This window comes from Hyphomonas pacifica, from assembly GCF_000682675.1.
In the GTDB taxonomy this organism is placed as follows: Bacteria; Pseudomonadota; Alphaproteobacteria; order Caulobacterales; family Hyphomonadaceae; genus Hyphomonas; species Hyphomonas pacifica.
Genome location: NZ_AWFA01000007.1, coordinates 23,351 through 39,542 on the forward strand (window position 1 = coordinate 23,351; position 16,192 = coordinate 39,542).

Sequence of the window (16,192 nt, forward strand, 5' to 3'; positions counted from 1 at the left end):
ATGGTGGCACTCTGGCAGCAGGATGTGACAGTCGTCTAACGCGTTTCATCGCTCTCGGGTTTTGGCCTCTTTCTGTGGCTGTTTGGCCACCATGCCGTTGAAACGTCTGGACTTCATCGCAAGACGGACGCTCCCCGAAGGATCGTCACGGTCAACTATCGGCGAATTTCGGACGCAAATCATGCAATCCTCCAACGTCCGCATCCGGGATCAAGCCTCCATTTGATGGGGGCCGCTTGATCGCTTGGATGTGACCAAACATGCTCGGTCGGGTCGAGCCGCGTGATGTCTGATTTGGAGCGATTATGCCAAAAGTGCGAGGGGGACGAGACCCGATCTCCTGGCGGGAACGGCTACTTGACTAACGTTCTGTAACTAGCCAGCAGGCTTTTGGAGTGGTGAGAGTCATCCGAAATCATGCGAAAAGTGCAGAGTCCGTATACGGTGCAAAAGGCCACTCCGTGGTAACCATGGTAACTTTTTTGAACTTGACCCGACAAAATGTATCAATTGGAGACAAAGTAAGCACAGTTTTTATTGATCTTTCTCAAACTTCTGCAACGTCAAACACCCCCTGTTTCCGATTCCTAATCTGTAGGTCACGCGTTCGAATCGCGTCGGGATCGACAGTCTGAATGTGCAGGAAATCACTGTGTTCACGAAGAAAAATCCTCAGAACAACAAGGATTAACCTTATTTGAAGGCCCATTCTGTATGCCATTCTGCGGGGACCACCAGAGAATTTAGACATCATGAGCGATACCAAGGCACCTGTGTTTAGCTGTCCGGAAGAGCAGAAGGTCTTTTCCCGGGTGTACAAGTATGCCGACATGGCTACGCGCCTGATGGAAGAATTCAAAACCCCGCCATTTCCTAACACGTACGCCCTTATGTATGCCTACGCAGCAGGCGAGAATGACGACATCGCCCTCATAGTCGATGAGATGCTGGAGAAAGGTGATCTGTCCCCCTATGAGATAGACAACGTCTATAGTCGGCATCTCTGCCCTATGCAGGATCAGGCAAAGCGGGAGAAAATTGGTCAGAGGGTGGACGAGCAGATCTCCAGCGTGCTCGACCTTGTTGGAACAGGCGTTGAAAATTCTGACCAGTTTGAAAACGTGCTGAAGCAAATCGGTAACGGGATCGGCGAGAGCACCTCCCTCGACCAGCTGTCCGCCGCCATTACCAATCTGATGTCCGAAAACCAGAGAATGGCCAACCAAAGCCGGAAGTTGAACGAAGGCCTCAAGGAATCCCGCGAGCAAATAGAATTGCTTCGCAGGGAACTGGAAGATGTGCGCAATGAGAGCATGCGCGACCCCCTTACAACCGTTCACAATCGCCGCGCCTTCGACATGAAGCTGGTAGCGGAACTTGAAGTTGCCCAGAAAAACGGTAGCCATCTCTGCCTTGCAATTGCGGACCTTGACCATTTCAAGCGGGTTAATGACAGCTTTGGTCACCGCATTGGCGATGAGGTTCTGAAGATCTTCGCCGCCATTATCTCCGAAAACATCAAGGGCCAGGATTTGGTCGCCCGCTATGGTGGGGAAGAATTCGCCATCATTCTCCCCGCGACCGATATTCAGTCTGCTGCGCAGCTGATCGACCGCATCCGGCTACAGACCTTTCAGAGGAAACTTGTTCTGAAGGGATCAAAGAAACCACTGGGTGATGTAAGTGCCTCCTTTGGCATTGCCCAGTTCGTACCCGGAATGACCCCTGCCGATCTGGTAGAACTGGCAGACCAGAGACTTTATCTGGCCAAGAGCCAAGGCAGAAATCGCGTCCAGGCAGAAGGTCTCAAAACAAGCGCCGCCTGACTGATCAAATCCCAAGTGGCCCTTTATCGGCGCAAGGCGCTACCCATAGCGGTCAATTGGTCTTGAGAGTTCAGAATGCGTTTCAAGTTTTCCTTAGCATCCGCTACGCACACCTGCGCCTGTTCAATCAGGTCGCACTGCTCTGCGGCGTTGGCTAGCAGGCGCTGAACATGGCCGTTACGTGAGGAAAGACTGAGCGACTGGAAATCTCTTCCCGATCCGTCGGCGGCCTCCAGCTGAGCCTGTAAATTAGCGAGCCCTACTTGTAGAGTACGCAGCCGAGCTTGCGCGATTGCCAAGTCCTGTTCTGCCTTTTGCCGCTTCAGGGCCACCAACTTCAGGAGAACGCGGTTCTGCTTTGGCATCATTGCCCCCTGGTTTGATTGCGAACCCTGTCAACAAAGCTGATGGCTGCCGCAACGGCTGCGAAATGCTCCGCATGGATCTCTTCGTCTATATCCACCAGGCGATAAATCGAGCGCGTAGAAGGAGGATCGCGATAAATGGGGATATCATTTTCCATGGCGACTTCCCTGATCTTGGCGGCCAAATAGTCAACCCCCTTGGCGACACAAATCGGGGCTCGGCCCTCTTCAGGCGCCCATTTGAGCGCGACAGCATAATGTTCCGGGTTCACCATGACGACGGTAGCACCTTTGACATTCTTCATCATCTGATTGCGGCTTATGCTGGACGCCTTTTCGCGCCGCTTCTGTTTGAGCTGGGGGTCGCCTTCGCTTTGCTTCTGCTCTTTCTTAACTTCCTCGCGGGACATTTTCAGCTTGTTTGAATGCAATTGGCGCTGCAGCGGGAAGTCGATAGCCGCCAAGGCAAACTGAAATACGCCGAAGATCAGAAAAAGGCCCAGAACCTGAGCAAAGGTAAAGTCAAAAAAATGCGCCAGCTCCAGCGCGCTGCTGGCATAGTAATGCTGCGCGAAATTGTAGAGAAAGACTGCGGCGAGACCTCCAGCGAAGAGCATCTTCGCCATGTCCTTCACAAAGTCCAGGAGACCTTTCGGGCCATATTTCTTTTTCAGGTTCTCTGCAGGTGAAATTTTGTTGAACTCCATCTTGATCTTCTTCGTTGAGAAGGTGACCGCCTGCTGAATGATCAGAGCTCCCGTTACGAGCACGACCATGATGATCATCAAGGGAAGGATCTGCAGAAAGATCTGCATCACCCAAGACTTTGTCGCCTGCCCTCCCTCAGTGAAAACATCATCCGCATAACTGTCGGCATGATACATCATGGATGAGAAGGAGTTGAACAGAGCCCCCGCGATGACAGAACTGAAGACGATCGCGGAAATAATGATGCCTGCGAAGAGCGCGAACGTGTTTGCTTCCTTGGACTGGGGAACATTCCCTTCGCGACGCGCTTCACGGCGCCGCTGCTCCGTTGCTTCGAACTCCTTCTCGCCACCGCCTGATTGGTCTTCCGCCATATCTAATTCACCAATCTACAAATTCCGATGCCCTGTTCATCCACACAACCAGCATGGTCGAAATCGAAATTGCAAGCAGCACGAATCCCGCCCCAATCATGAAGGGAGCCCCCACGAACGCAACCATCAGCGACGGCAAGGCCTTGTTTATGAAGCCAAGCGAGATGTTGTAGAGCAGGTTGATGGCCACAAATGGCCAGGCGATAAGTATGGCAAACTTGATGGAGTCAAAAATTCCCTCGATAATAAATGCTCTGTCGAATAGCTGAACCGCGCCGACCGGTATTTCCGAATAGATCTCAGCCAGCCTGACAAACACATTCACGTGATAGTCCGCAGACAGCAGTAAGGCCGCGCCGGCCATGGCCAACATGTTGGAAACAATGGTCTGCGCCTCTGTTTCAAGCGCCACCCCCAACATTTGCGACAAGCCAATTGACTGTGCAATGAAGGCTCCAGCGGTACTGAGTATCCAAATAGACAGACGAAGCAAAACACCCAAGCCGAAGCCAATAATCGACTCCGCGCCCAGCATCCCTACATACCCTCCCAGCGATATGCCTGAAGGGACACTGACCAAGCCAGAGGTCGCAAAAGCTGTAGCCAGACTCAACAGGAGCGCAAGACGTACACGTACAGGAACAGTCTGCTCGCCAATCCCCGGCATCAGGAAAACGATAAAGGACAGCCTCGCAACGACCAACATGTACAGCGTGATCCAAGCTGTAAGCGTCGCCCCCAAAGGCAGGCCATCCGGCATCATACTACGCCGACAATATAGGGTTTGCTCTTGGAGCCAATTTCCTCATAAGCCAAAACGGAGTTGCGGATACCCTTGCTGGCCAGAACCGTCTGCAGAAAACGCCGACGACGTGATGAGGTCGCCAAAGAGGCAACAACCCCCTTCTGGGCCATCTCATTCAGCTTCGCCTGTACAGAATTCGTCAACTCACCAAAAAGCTCAGGCGGTAGAGCAATGTCAGAGCCGCCATCGTCGCGCGAGACTTCATGCTCATTGAAGCGCTGCTCCCAGTTCGTGGACAGCTGCAAGAGAGGCAACCGCCCCTGACTGTCTTGCAAGCGGTCCACAATCTGAAAACCAAGCCGCTGACGAACCAACTCTACAATTCGGGATGGCGAATTGGTCTGGGCTTTCACTTCGGCCACGGTCTCAATGATCAGGAACAGGTTCCGGATGGACACACGCTCTTCTAGCAGCAACCGCAGCACAGACAGCAGCAATTCAGGCGTCACCTTGCCGGGGATGTATTCATCAAGAAAACGCCTGTTGGCAGCCGCGCGATCTTTATCACTTATCTGTGTCAGGGCATCCAGCGTGTCGATCATCACCATGCGTGTAAAGACAAGAGAGAAGTTTGCCTGAATGACTTCAAGCATGTGCGTGGCAAGCACTTCGGTCGGCTCGATGGCGGGAATGCCTGCGGCAGACAATTCCTGCTTCTTGTTATTCGGCAGCCAGCGGGCAGCAGCCTTATAAACAGGCTCCTTGACCTTTTCGCCCTTCAGATGTGGCAATTGTGCATCTTCCATAAGCGCCAGCAATGAGCCGGGACGCACCATACCACTGTCCACACGAACGCCCTGAATCCGGATGCGGTATTCATTCTTGTTCAGCGTGGGATTGTCCGTCATCCGTATGGATGGAAGAACGAAGCCATACTCTTCGGCAATATAGCGGCGTATCTTGTCGATACGACTTTCAAATCCGCCTGCACCCTGAAGGACCATTCCGACAAGATCTGGTGCCACCTCAAGATGGATTTCATCCGAATGGATGGAGTCTCCAATGACCAGGCCGGCCTGGGGCTCTTCTGCCTCTGACAAGGAAGCGTCCGCAGCCTTTTCCTGCTCACGCTTGCGTATGTAAACGGAAGCCGTTGCAAAAGCAGCTGCCGCAATCATGAAGGGCACAAAAGGCAAGCCAGGAAACAGGGCGAAGACCGCCAAAATACCGGCCACAATCATAAGGGAGGTTGCGTTGCCCCCGAGCTGAGCGCCAAGTGCGAGATCAATTGCGCCATCATCGCGGCCCTTGGCAAGCAGCAGGGCGGCCGAAACAGACACGATGACGGCCGGAATCTGAGAAACTAGACCGTCTCCAACCGTCAGAATCGAGTAATTACTGAGAGCTTCAGTAAAGCTGAGTCCATGCGCGACAATGCCAAAGCCAATTCCGGCCACCAGGTTCAGGGCCGTGATCAGGAGACCTGCAACGGCATCGCCTTTCACGAATTTTGACGCACCATCAAGCGAGCCGAGGAAAGCGGCTTCTTCCTGTTCCTTCTGGCGGCGGATACGCGCTTCTTCATGACTGATCGCGCCAACCGCAAGGTCTGAGTCGATCGCCATCTGTTTACCTGGCATAGCGTCCAGGGCAAACCGGGCGCCGACTTCAGCCATCCGGCCGGCCCCCTTTGTGATCACCATGAAGTTCACAATAATCAGAACACCAAACACCACGAGACCCACAAACAGGTTTCCGCCCATGATGAACATGGCGAACCCTTCAATCACCCCCCCAGCCGCATCGGTACCGGTATGTCCCTCGCTGATGATCAGCTTGGTTGAGGAGACATTCAACGCCAGCCGCAGGATTAGCCCCGCCAGCAGAACGCTGGGAAAGGACGAAAAGTCCAAAGGCTTTTCGATGAAGATCGTTGTGGTGAAGATAAGAATTGCGAAGGCAAAGGAAATCGTCAGACCAACATCCATGATCCAGGCCGGCACGGGCAGGATCATGACCAGGATGACCATCATAAGGCCAATGGCCAGAATGGCGGTTGGCTTGGAAAGGTCGAAAAATCGGGATGTCGGCATGGTCGGCCTACTGCGAGATCATGGGAAGAACAGTGTTATTGAAAAAATCGAGGCATACACGCGTCATGTAGCCAAGCGACAGAAAGAACACGATGACCACGGCCAGGATCTTCGGAACAAAGGTCAGCGTCATTTCCTGAATTGAGGTAAGAGCCTGTAGCAGGCCGATGACAAATCCCAACACCAGCGTTATGGCAAGGATTGGCAAAGCCATCATCGCGGCAGCCCACAAGGCACCGCGCAGGACCTCAAATATGGCAAGCTCGGTCATCCCCCGCCCCGATCAGACAGGCATACGTAGTAATTCCTGGTAGGCTTCGACGACCTTATCACGCACCGTTACAGCCGCATCCAGAACGAGTTCCGCCTGGGCCAGCGCCTCGACCATGGCATGCGGATCTGCGCCGGAAACAGCCGTCTGCATGGCCGCTTGCTCAGCTTCCTGAAGGGCGGCCTTGAAGGTAGAAAACCCATCTGCAATTCCGGACTTTCCAGCCGTCTCCTTGGCCAGCGCCTCCGCGCCGGCACCTGGCTTTACCGAACCGAGCGCAGCATATGCGCTGAAGCTGACATTAGACATTCTGATCCCCGCTAACGCTTAAGAACGTCAAGTAGTGATTGGTACATGCTCCGCGCCTGGCGGAACGAATTCAGATTGGCTTCATAGCTGCGGTTTGCTTCGCGCATATCCGCCATCTCTGTCACCAGGGAAACATTTGAGACCGTGATGTAACCCTCACCGTCTGCCAACGGATTGGCGGGATCGTATTGGCGCTCGCCTTCGCTCTGGTCCAACTGAACCCGCGTCGCCATGAAGGCAGCGCCGGAGGATTGCTCCTCAACGGTCAGAATCTTACGGCGATAACCCGGCGTATCGGCATTGGAGATATTCTGTGAGGAAACATCTATCCGCTTTGTCTGCAACTGCATGCCAGACAAGGCTTGCATCATGGTGGCTTTAAGTGAGTCCATGTCCTAGTCTCCTAGCCCTTCTTGCCAATGGCAGTGCGCAATAAATCCAGCGACTTGGTGTAAACTGACAAGGCCAGCTCATGTTGGCTCTGCGCATCAGCTGCCTTGAACATCTCAAGTTCGAGATTGACCGAGTTACCGTTTGGCGAGGTGTAGTCGTCACTCTGGCTTGTCTTGAACTGTAGGAAGTCAGGATCTTCTGCCCCTCTGCTTGCCGCGCGGGCAAGAAAGTCCTGAAAGCCTTCGATCTCGGTGGCCTTGTATCCCGGATCATTTGCGTGCGCGATATTGGTCGCCGAAACCTTCTGGGTCTCTGCGGCATGCCGCGCCATCGCGCTGTAGACATTCAGAACGTCGAGATTGAGAATCGACACAGAATCACCCCCGGTTAACACTTTGGAAAAAATGCCGGTTTAATTTGAAGAAATAGTTAACGAATGAGCAGGATTTGTTTACGTGTTGACCCCAGCCCCAAACTTTCCTGATCGCACCTACAAGATCTGGGGAACCGTCCGCGACGTCTCCCCCGGTATGCTGAGTCTGGCCGGCATAAGCGAATTTGCCCGGCTGGGAAACGAAATCCGCGTGATGACCGCCAAGGGCGATGTGTATGGTGAAGTGCTTTCCATCTCGGGTGATAGCGTCACAGCCATGCTCTACGGAGACTCTGACGCCATCCATATTGGGGACCGGGTCACCCTGGAGCAACAAGCCTTTGTGGAGCCAGGTGATCACTGGCTGGGCAAGATTGTTGATTATCGCGGCCTCGTTGTGGGCGAGGATACGAAGCATACCGCCATGAATACACGGCCAAGGCCCCTGAGAGGGTCGCCACCCGCCAATACAGCGCGCAAGAGCTTGGGAGACAGATTGTCCACGGGCTGGATGATTACGGATACGATTTTACCCATCTGCCGCGGTCAGCGCTTGGGCCTCTTCGCTGGTTCTGGCGTTGGCAAGTCCACCTTTCTCGGATCTCTTGCAAGCGGCGTTAAAGCCGACCGTGTCGTTATTGCGCTGGTGGGAGAGCGTAGCCGGGAAGTAAACGAGTTTGTCCACAAGACATTACCCAAATCGGTCCTGTCCAAGACGGTGATTGTTGCTGCCACAGCGAATGAACCTCCTGGTGCGAAAAAGCGCGCCGCTCTGTGCGCCGTTGCTGCTGCAGAGCATTTCCGAGATGAGGGCCATCAGGTCTTGTTCCTGTTTGATTCGATCACACGCTTTGCTGAGGCCCATAGGGAGGTTTCACTCGCAGCTGGCGAAACGCCCGCCCTGAATGCCTTCCCCCCCTCAACAGTAAGGGCGATTGCCGAAGTGGCGGAACGCACAGGACCTGGGACATCCAGTCAGGGAGATATCACAGCCATCTTTTCCGTACTTGTCGCAGGTTCCGATATGGAAGAGCCCGTTGCGGACATGGTTCGCGGCTTACTTGATGGCCATATCATTCTCTCCCGGGAGATTTCCGAGCGCGGGCGCTATCCTGCAATTGATGTACTGCGAAGCGTGTCTCGCTCATTGCCACATGCAGCAAGCGACACGGAGAATGATCTGATCAAGGATTACCGGCGTACAGTAGCGCTATATGAAGAGATTGCCCCAATGCTGCGTGCTAACCTTTATGAGAAGGGTCACGACATGGCTGGCGATCGCGCCATCGCCCTGTGGCCAAATCTGGATGCCTTCGTCTCCACAGCGAATACGGCACAAATACCGCAAGCCTTTGAAGTGCTTCAGAACCTGTTAAGTCCCAAAGCGCCCAAGCAGAAGGTGGAATCCGTCTAACGCTATAGTCGGCTGAGGAAGAGGTTCTGACTGGCGATACTACCATAGCCTGACGCACCGTTCAGAAGGGTTAGCGCAACAGACGCAGATGACATGGACGATTTGACTTGGGAAACTGTATCCATGGCGTGGAACCTTTGGATCGCCTTCTCCACCATATCGGCCTTCGACAAGTCAGACACTTTGCTGATGGAGAAAACGCTAAAGACACGTTCTTTAAGAATCTTGGCCTGCTGATCAATGTCAAGTTTACGCATCTCGGTGGGAAGACTTAATGCCGTCTCCAAAACAGTGCGCACAGGAACATCCCCCAAGAGTTTGTACAATATGGCGGACTCGCTGACCCCCTCCTCCGCCATGGATGCGATCTTGTCCTTATAGTTGAGGCTAAGGCGCATGTTGTTGTCAACTTCGCCAACCGCTGACCGAAAGGATGCTATTTCAAAATCATCAGCCAGCTGCGTGCGGGTATCTTCTGGCAAGGAGATTTTGCCATCCTTTACCGCAAATGACTTGGCAAAATTCGTGTAAGATGGATTGTTCAACCGCTTCAAAAAGGTACTGTCAGGATCGGCGGCCTCTTCCATCACATGGCGGACAAAACCGACTTTCCATTCTTCTCCGTCCAAATCAAATGCCGTTAGCGCTATCCGCATCAACCTTCTATCAGAGAGAAAGTCTTCCATCGCCACAGGTGAAGACATTTGCCGCAAGAAGTATTCGCGGTCGTTGCGGACAGTTGCAGAGTCAGAAAAGCCTTCGAGTTGCTTGTCAAAGGTGGATTCAAGAAACTTCCACCCCCCATAACCGGACAAGGGAATGACCGGCTGGTAGACCATCTCAAGCGACCTGGGCTTGCAAGTTTTGCTGAGACTTTTGCTCTGCAACTTTCAGAAGCTCTGCCTCGATGGCAATGATGTTGCGCAAATGACAGAGCGCTGAGTAATAGTTCCCGCGCTCGAGCATTGAACGCAAAACACTGAGCAGGCTCGTATCAATTGTTTCGAAAACATCTTCCAGCCGCCGGCATTCATTCATGATGGCAGGCAGCACGTCTTCTTCCAGCAGATCACCTGTAATGATCAGCTGTATGGCATAGTATATGCGCTTTGTTGGTGTATCCACTTCCGAAGGTTTCAGGGCATCCCGACAGCGCAGCACACGGGCATCATCATCTGCGATGCGGACGGTGGAGGGCCTGTCGCCATTCTCCAACACTGCACCATTTACAACGAAGCGCTCACCCGCGGCGAGCTTAAGAACCAGACCCGACATTACAGCACCGCCATATCTTCGACTGCCCTAGTCTGACCTGCCAGACCCTCCATTATAATCTCATTGATTTCTACGAGTTCGGACACGTCGGCCTTGCGCGACAACACATGATAACTGATCATGCGGACCGATTCAGCAAGAGTGATCAAATTGGCTTTGAGCGACGGATCCAACTGATTAGCCTCGCTCATCACATCGGTGGAAATAAGCTGCCAGAGTTGAAGGTTGCGATCGATCGCATCAACCCAGACAACCGGAGACGGCCTATCTGTCTGAGCAACTGCCTTGAGCGCCTGCGTGATCTCTTGGAACAGGGCGTATTCTATCTGCTCATCGCTTGCAGTTCGGTTCGTAACCTCACCATACGCCTTGTAAGCAAGTTGTTGCATGCACCTTCTCTTGGCCTCTTGATAAGCAGACCCAGGCGCCTGTCAGCGCCCGGGCCTTAGGTGATATTATCTGAACAGCGACAGAAGCGTCTGCGGGTTGGAGTTTGCAATCGTCAGGGCCTGAACGCCGAGTTGTTGCTGAACCTGCAAAGCCTGAAGCTTGGCGGATGCCGCCTCAATGTCTGCATCAACCATTGCGCCGATACCGGATGTCATTGAGTCGATCAGGGTTTGAACGAATTTCGACTGGCCTTCGATCTGGGTTTGAGCCGAGCCGAAAGATGTTGCAGCACTGATTGCCGTGTCGAGCAGGGACTCGATTGTGTTCAGGGCAGTTGTTGCGTCAGCAGATGTCGCAACGCTAAGCCCTGCGATGGCACCGAGGCCACCCGCGCTAACAGCAGCATTTTGCGAAGCCAGACCAGCCACATTCACTTCAACATCACCGCCATCAGCAGCCAGTGTGATCGTTGCTGCGCCGGAGCTCGGATCAGCCGCATCCGTAACCGTTACAGTCAGGTCGTCTACACTACCGGCATCGATCAGGGATTTGAGTCCAGCAGCTACGTCATTCACCGTATCATCGGCTTGAGCCGTATAGGTGTAATCCGCGCCGCCCACATTGATCGTGAAGGTATCACCTGTGGAAATCTTGCCGCCTGCGATCGTAACACCAATGCTGTCGCCATTTTTGATAACGGACTCATCTGTCGTTGCGGCCAGTGCAGACTCGTCGAAGGTAACATCTGTACCATTGGCGGCAAGATTGATTACAGCATCATCCGAAGTCGGATCAGAACCGGGAGTCACAGTTACGACAAGGTCCGTGACACCGCCAGCATCAATCAGAGTCTTCAGGCCAGCAGCCACGTCATTGACGGTGTCATCCGTCACGGCCGTATAGGTATAGTCAGATCCACCAACATTGATGGTGAATTTGTCGCCCGCAGAAATCGCACCCGCTGTGATCGTGACGTCCGCATCATTACCATCGGTAATCGTACCGCTTTGCGAAGTGGCCAGGAAGCCTGCATCACCGCTTTGCTTGTCGACCGTATTAGTAGTAGCGGCGTCAGCCGTGGAAACATAACCGGCGTCGGTTACTGCCTTGGCTGCTGCGTCAACAGCAGCGTTGGTCTGCAGGTCATTGCGGCTAACCGTGATATGCGTAGCCGTGACAGAGCCGTCGGAACCACGGTCCAGAGAGGCCAAAACGTTTACACTGTCAGTTCCTTTAAGCAGATTCTGACCGTTGAACTGAGCCGCGCTGACAATGTTGCTGATCGCCGTGCGCTTAGCATCAATGTCCGTCTGGATCTTTGCGCGGTCGTCTGCGTTCAGATCTTCCTGTGCAGAAACGATGAGTTCCTTCATGTCCTGAAGTAGCTGGGTCACTTCTTCGGAAGCGGCACGTGCAACGCCCACCGTTGAAGAACCTTTGTTCAAAGAGTCGGTGATCTGCTTGAAGCTTTCCACGTCCGTCGACATCACTGTCGAGATGGCCCAGATAGCTGCGTTGTCCTTGGCGTTGGAAACTTTCTTGCCGGTTGAAATTTCGGACTGAACGGTTTCCAGATTGCTGTTGATGCTGCGCAGGGTCTGCAGGGCGACCATTGCGCTATTATTGGTTAGAATGCTGGACATCTATTATACCCCTATTCGTCAGGCTTTCGGCAACGCCGAGCCCCGGTTCGATCATACGTCGTCCTGACGTCGGGAAACCCCGTAACCCCTCTTGGTTGTGTATGACCAATAAGCACTACGGGTGTAAAATCAGTTAACCATCATGCCTTCCTTGAATAGCCGCCTGTCGCATGCGTGAACGGCGTCTGTCCTCCATTGGACTGATAGGCCCCGACATAAGATTCCTGCGAGGCATTTCCCACGCGGGTGAGAATGCTCTGAAGGCCATTTTGCACGGCGAGAAAATGGATCGCATTCTCCCTGGCCATACCAACAATTCCTTCAATCTGATGTCTAATGGGTACTTCCCGAAGGTAATCGATGCCATTCTGCAGAAGACCATCAAAGGCATTCATAGCAGCTATTTTTTCCTGGCTCATTTCGGCCAAGCGGTGAGCCTGTCCGGACACCAACAATTGTCGCTCTGCCATGAGCACAGTCTCGACCTGATCCAGAATATCTTGAGCGTTGATGGTATCAGTCATTTTGCACTCCTTCCTGCGCAACCCCGCCGCACAGTGGGGTACTATTTGCGAAGGGGGTCAGTCCCAGCGGGTGCGTTTTCGCCAGATCTTCTGCAATCGATTCCACAATCATGCGCGAGAAGGCCGATGCGGCTTCTCCACCTGATTGTGTGAATGCCTTTTCAAGGCCGGCATGGCTCAACATTTCAGCCCATAAGAGCTTTTCAAATTTCAAACCGATATCCGCAGCCTTCCTACCATCATCAGATGGTGCGGGCCTCTCCTCTTTCGGGCTTATCCCGAGGCCGGAGCTAATAACTGCAATATCCGACATACTTCGATCCCCATTCTTGAGTCCCCAGTCCTCGCCGGACATAGAAACTTAAGGCTTATTTTACGAGTGTTGAGGCAATTACGGTTAAGAGATACCTAATCCGGATTAACAAATGCCGCTTTCCCCGAGCACAGATTCAGCACTGACGACGCAGATACGCGCCGGACAGGGAAATACTGTGACAGTTCCGGACGAATCTAATGGCAAGGCGTTTTTGCTTCACCTTGCAACCCTTGGCGAGGAAGCTGCAAACGACATTGATCCTAAGCCGGAAACGCGGCCGCAGGGTGACCAGACGGAGACGGCGCAGCTCGCGCTCCCGTTGCTGAAAGTCTCCGATGATAGGGGAGGCAATCCTCCGCCTTCAGTTGAGAATCTTGCAAAACTTACGTCATCACACACTCCAGAGATCGCAGCCGACCCGGAAGATGTGGCAGCCCATCTATTACATCCACTGCAGCAAGATGTGACTGCCTCTAAGGGCCTCTCCACTACGCTAGCTGAACCGCAAATCGACGAAGTTAGAACAGATCTTGCCGAACAGCGTACATCCCTCCAAACGGCCAATACAGTACCTGATAAAGCAGTTACGACTGTTCCTCAGGATACTGAAACCCTGGAACTCGACACGGAAGATGAGCGCAAGCAAGCTGAAGTTCAGCCCCCCCTTGCCAATCCGGCAGCAATTCAGGCTACCAGCCTGAATTCTGACGCAGCGCTCGAGGACATGTCTGACCAGACCATCACCATGGAAACGGCGTCCAGACCTGAAACGAAAACTGTCTCAATACCTGCCCCCCTCGACACCCAGAAGCCTCGGATTCCGGCGAAGAGTGAAGTCTCCACCCAGACCCTCAAAGCCATACCGTCCGCAGAAGATCCTGTTGCCTCAGATATCCTCACAAAGGAAGGTATATCCTCGCTGACTGCCGAAGTCGCGGAACCAGGAACTCAAAAGAAGGTAGCCGATAGTAGCTTACAGCTCAGCCCTAATATCATGCAGACGATAACCGCATCGCAGCCCCCAGTACCATCCTCGGCAGTTGCGACGATAACACCCCAGCCGACATCATCCGGTGCCTATATCGCAGCACCAGCGGATATCCCAACAATTGTGTCGCAAGAACTCTCTACCGATAACAAGCATAATAAAATCAGCGTTCAACTTGATCCACCTGAACTTGGCCGCGTTTCCATTGAGTTCAAGTTTGACTCTCAGGGCCTGCAGCACGTTCTTGTTACAGCCGACTCAGCCGAGGCCGTAAGGCGTATACGAACCTTCCATCAGGATCTTGTTTCCGTTTTGGAGCAAAATGGTCTAACCAGTCAGGACATGACTTTCCGGGAACAGTCTTCTGGACAGAATTCTTCGCGTTCACACGCAGATCATTCTACACAGACCTTAACTGACAGGGACATTCAGAACAGTAAAGCCAATGTTGTCTCTGTCACAGAGCCACCTGCCCGAACCATATCCACGGGTCTAGATATACGACTCTAGGAGCAGAAATCTATGAGCACAATTGATTCAGCCAGCGCCGCACAAGCCAGCAGCAATACGGCGTCTGCGTCCCCAGCAACGCAGAAATTCGGAGAAGAATTCACGAGCTTCATCAAGCTTCTCACGGCCCAGGTTCAGAACCAGGACCCCCTCGCACCGATGGACTCAACCCAGTTTGTGGATCAGCTTGCAACATTCTCCTCTCTCGAACAGCAGGTCCGGACCAATGATAGTCTTGGTGGAATTTCTTCTCTAATCGGAGAGTTGCATACCATGTTTGCCGCTGAGTGGCTGGGAGAGAAGGTCACGATCGAGTCTTCCTGGATCCCCTATTCCGGCTCAGAGATAGAGTATCTGGACAACGCCCCAACAGATGCTGACAAGGCCTATCTGACAGTACGCGATCCGGATGGCGAACTTGTGTGGACCGAAATTCTGGATCTCGATGAAGACGTGCATCGCTGGAATGGACAGACCAGTTCCGGTGATCCTGCAGCAGCCGACATGGTATACGAGTTTAACATCGATTATTATCGTGACACGGAGTATCTAGGCTTGGGTGCACCTCAGATCATCACGCAAATCACAGATGTAGGTACGGAAAATGGCGCCCTGCGGTTTGGGACTGACTCCCACCTGACGGCAGACCTTTACAGCGTGCAGAAATACAAGACTGAATAGCCCCTAGATTTGCAGACGCCTTCTTCCCTGGATTTGAGGCAAGGATGCCATGATGGGTAAGGGTAAATTTAGCGACGCGTTCAAATGGGATGCGGTGACCCAGGTCACCGAGGAGCGGCATATTTTAAAAGACCCCGCGTAGATGCAAAGTGAGCTACGCGTTCGTCACAATTCATCACCCGCTGTTTTCGGTGCGGGCGATGTATCGCTGCCTGCGCCCCACCTGAGCGGTTTCTATGCCTAGCAGACCGAACTGATCCGCAGGACCTACAAGACCCGCGCAGAAGTCCGCTTGGACGTGTTCGATTACATAGAAATGTTCTACAATCTGAAGCGTGAACATGTGAGGATCGGGATGCTATCGCCCGCCGAGTTCGAAAGGTAGCAGGACATGAAAGCCGAAGGCGTCTAGAAAACACGTGTATATTCAAGCCCCTAGCCGAATCCTCTGAGGAATAGATCCTGAAGACCAAAACCTGTCTTAAAGGTCTTGCCTCGCCATATCCAGTATCAGCACATTATGTATGCCTTCCGGGATCTCATTCTGGAGGTTTCTAAGGATCATGGACCGAAGAGTTTCATAATTGTCCACATCCGTGATCGAATCCATCGTCTTGCCACCGCTGCTAAGCTTCACCAGTGTAGTCATGATGTTGTCTCTAAGAACAGGCTCTTTTGAGAACAACTCCTGCGAGATGGATGTATCGATCTCGAGGTTCAAGTTCAAAATAACAAGGCTTTTCACCCGGTCGTCCTCAATCATGGGCACAACGAACTCGCGGCTGAACTTGTAAAACGTTACTTCTCCTGCTGCGGCCTCGCCATGCTTGGATTTACCATCTTTGCCTGCTTTTTTCTCCGCATCATGCCCTTTTGTCATATCTCCGTGTCCTGCACTTTGAGGCGCAGGGGCACTTGACTTAAGAAAGTATGCCGTTCCGCCGCCGGCTAGAATGCACAGCAGAGCAACAATGGCTGGTACGATCTGTTTCAC

The 16,192-nt window shown here is 53.0% G+C and carries 19 protein-coding genes and 1 pseudogene; 5 read left to right on the forward strand and 15 right to left on the reverse strand.

The features are described 5' to 3' along the window. The first annotated feature begins 752 nt into the window (after positions 1 to 752). Complete coding sequence (locus HY2_RS03375) at positions 753 to 1,826, forward strand: GGDEF domain-containing protein (RefSeq protein WP_034824732.1); 1,074 nt, start codon at positions 753 to 755, stop codon at positions 1,824 to 1,826. Between the two features lie 23 nt (positions 1,827 to 1,849). Here the strand turns inward: HY2_RS03375 and HY2_RS03380 are convergent, their stop codons facing one another. The 8 genes from HY2_RS03380 to HY2_RS03415 are packed head-to-tail and all read right to left on the reverse strand — an operon-like array spanning position 1,850 to position 7,457. After that, complete coding sequence (locus tag HY2_RS03380) at positions 1,850 to 2,191, reverse strand: hypothetical protein (RefSeq protein WP_146617153.1); 342 nt, start codon at positions 2,189 to 2,191, stop codon at positions 1,850 to 1,852. Further along, positions 2,191 to 3,273: an EscU/YscU/HrcU family type III secretion system export apparatus switch protein gene (locus HY2_RS03385; protein ID WP_034824734.1), complete on the reverse strand. Its 1,083-nt coding sequence runs from the start codon at positions 3,271 to 3,273 to the stop codon at positions 2,191 to 2,193. The genes HY2_RS03380 and HY2_RS03385 overlap by 1 nt, the downstream gene beginning before the upstream one ends. Positions 3,274 to 3,280: 7 nt before the next feature. After that, positions 3,281 to 4,036, reverse strand: a complete 756-nt coding sequence (locus HY2_RS03390) for a flagellar biosynthetic protein FliR (protein WP_241762385.1) — start codon at positions 4,034 to 4,036, stop codon at positions 3,281 to 3,283. Then, positions 4,033 to 6,111, reverse strand: coding sequence for a flagellar biosynthesis protein FlhA (locus HY2_RS03395; RefSeq protein WP_034824736.1), 2,079 nt, complete (start codon positions 6,109 to 6,111; stop codon positions 4,033 to 4,035). Before HY2_RS03395 ends, HY2_RS03390 begins: the two co-directional genes overlap by 4 nt. A 7-nt stretch (positions 6,112 to 6,118) precedes the next feature. Beyond that, entirely contained in the window at positions 6,119 to 6,382 is a 264-nt protein-coding gene (locus HY2_RS03400) for a flagellar biosynthetic protein FliQ (RefSeq protein WP_034824738.1), read from the reverse strand. Between the two features lie 12 nt (positions 6,383 to 6,394). Next, on the reverse strand, positions 6,395 to 6,691 hold the full coding sequence (fliE, locus tag HY2_RS03405) for a flagellar hook-basal body complex protein FliE (protein ID WP_034824740.1): 297 nt from the start codon (positions 6,689 to 6,691) through the stop codon (positions 6,395 to 6,397). 11 nt (positions 6,692 to 6,702) lie between these two features. Next, positions 6,703 to 7,083: a flagellar basal body rod C-terminal domain-containing protein gene (locus HY2_RS03410; RefSeq protein ID WP_051594669.1), complete on the reverse strand. Its 381-nt coding sequence runs from the start codon at positions 7,081 to 7,083 to the stop codon at positions 6,703 to 6,705. Between the two features lie 11 nt (positions 7,084 to 7,094). Then, positions 7,095 to 7,457: a flagellar biosynthesis protein FlgB gene (locus HY2_RS03415; RefSeq protein ID WP_233346696.1), complete on the reverse strand. Its 363-nt coding sequence runs from the start codon at positions 7,455 to 7,457 to the stop codon at positions 7,095 to 7,097. A gap of 82 nt (positions 7,458 to 7,539) precedes the next feature. Here HY2_RS03415 and HY2_RS03420 point away from each other — a divergent pair, with 82 nt between their 5' ends. Continuing rightward, positions 7,540 to 8,871, forward strand: coding sequence for a FliI/YscN family ATPase (locus tag HY2_RS03420; RefSeq protein WP_233346698.1), 1,332 nt, complete (start codon positions 7,540 to 7,542; stop codon positions 8,869 to 8,871). 2 nt (positions 8,872 to 8,873) lie between these two features. Here HY2_RS03420 and HY2_RS03425 read toward each other — a convergent pair whose 3' ends face one another. From HY2_RS03425 to HY2_RS03450, 6 genes are all read right to left on the reverse strand, one after another. Beyond that, a complete protein-coding gene (locus tag HY2_RS03425; protein ID WP_034824742.1) occupies positions 8,874 to 9,710 on the reverse strand; it encodes a DUF1217 domain-containing protein in 837 nt (278 codons plus the stop codon). 1 nt (position 9,711) lies between these two features. Then, complete coding sequence (locus HY2_RS03430; protein ID WP_034824744.1) at positions 9,712 to 10,146, reverse strand: flagellar biosynthesis repressor FlbT; 435 nt, start codon at positions 10,144 to 10,146, stop codon at positions 9,712 to 9,714. Then, the gene (locus HY2_RS03435; RefSeq protein ID WP_034824746.1) at positions 10,146 to 10,535 is read right to left on the reverse strand and encodes a flagellar biosynthesis regulator FlaF; all 390 of its coding nucleotides are present in this window, start codon (positions 10,533 to 10,535) and stop codon (positions 10,146 to 10,148) included. The genes HY2_RS03430 and HY2_RS03435 overlap by 1 nt, the downstream gene beginning before the upstream one ends. 66 nt (positions 10,536 to 10,601) lie before the next feature. Next, positions 10,602 to 12,179, reverse strand: coding sequence for a flagellin (locus HY2_RS03440; RefSeq protein WP_034824748.1), 1,578 nt, complete (start codon positions 12,177 to 12,179; stop codon positions 10,602 to 10,604). Positions 12,180 to 12,319: 140 nt separating this feature from the next. Continuing rightward, complete coding sequence (locus HY2_RS03445) at positions 12,320 to 12,703, reverse strand: hypothetical protein (protein ID WP_034824750.1); 384 nt, start codon at positions 12,701 to 12,703, stop codon at positions 12,320 to 12,322. Continuing rightward, positions 12,696 to 13,016 carry a hypothetical protein gene (locus HY2_RS03450; protein ID WP_034824752.1) on the reverse strand — a complete coding sequence of 107 codons (321 nt, stop codon included), beginning with the start codon at positions 13,014 to 13,016 and terminating at the stop codon, positions 12,696 to 12,698. Before HY2_RS03450 ends, HY2_RS03445 begins: the two co-directional genes overlap by 8 nt. A 178-nt stretch (positions 13,017 to 13,194) precedes the next feature. Between HY2_RS03450 and fliK the strand changes: the two genes are divergently transcribed. From fliK to HY2_RS17095, 3 genes and pseudogenes are all read left to right on the forward strand, one after another. Beyond that, a complete protein-coding gene (gene fliK / locus HY2_RS03455; RefSeq protein ID WP_158533985.1) occupies positions 13,195 to 14,517 on the forward strand; it encodes a flagellar hook-length control protein FliK in 1,323 nt (440 codons plus the stop codon). Between the two features lie 12 nt (positions 14,518 to 14,529). Then, positions 14,530 to 15,198, forward strand: a complete 669-nt coding sequence (locus HY2_RS03460) for a flagellar hook assembly protein FlgD (protein WP_034824754.1) — start codon at positions 14,530 to 14,532, stop codon at positions 15,196 to 15,198. A 259-nt stretch (positions 15,199 to 15,457) separates the two neighbouring features. After that, positions 15,458 to 15,583 (forward strand): annotated as a pseudogene (locus HY2_RS17095) (IS3 family transposase); the annotation flags it as partial. A 96-nt stretch (positions 15,584 to 15,679) separates the two neighbouring features. On the opposite strand, the gene HY2_RS03465 reads toward HY2_RS17095, so the two are convergent. Then, complete coding sequence (locus HY2_RS03465) at positions 15,680 to 16,192, reverse strand: flagellar basal body-associated FliL family protein (protein ID WP_158533986.1); 513 nt, start codon at positions 16,190 to 16,192, stop codon at positions 15,680 to 15,682.